The organism is Mesorhizobium sp. M2E.F.Ca.ET.209.01.1.1 (genome assembly GCF_004010375.2).
GTDB lineage: Bacteria > Pseudomonadota > Alphaproteobacteria > Rhizobiales > Rhizobiaceae > Mesorhizobium.
Genome location: NZ_SADP02001413.1, coordinates 1 through 278 on the forward strand (window position 1 = coordinate 1; position 278 = coordinate 278).

Consider the following 278-nt stretch of genomic DNA (forward strand, 5'->3'; position numbering starts at 1 on the left):
ACCTCGCAGACTTGGCGCTGCCCCTCATTGCCCTGCCCATCCTTCGCTGCAGCTACGGAGGGTGGACCGGGCATTTCTCCCCGTGAACGGGGAGAAAGGGCTGGTTCGCCGCTTTCGCCAACAAAAAAGGCGGCGCCGAAGCGCCGCCTTTTTCAATCGTGCCTTGAGCTTTACGCCGCGGGCTGCGCCTCGATTGTGCGCAGCGCCTGGGTCTGGCGCTTGGCGGCGGCCTTGACCGCATCCTGCACCTTCTCGAAGGCGCGCACCTCAATCTGGCG

The 278-nt window shown here is 65.1% G+C and carries 1 pseudogene; it reads right to left on the reverse strand.

From position 1 onward, the window contains the following. Positions 1-170: 170 nt before the first annotated feature. Positions 171-278: pseudogene (locus EN852_RS40605) on the reverse strand (RNA polymerase factor sigma-32); the annotation flags it as partial.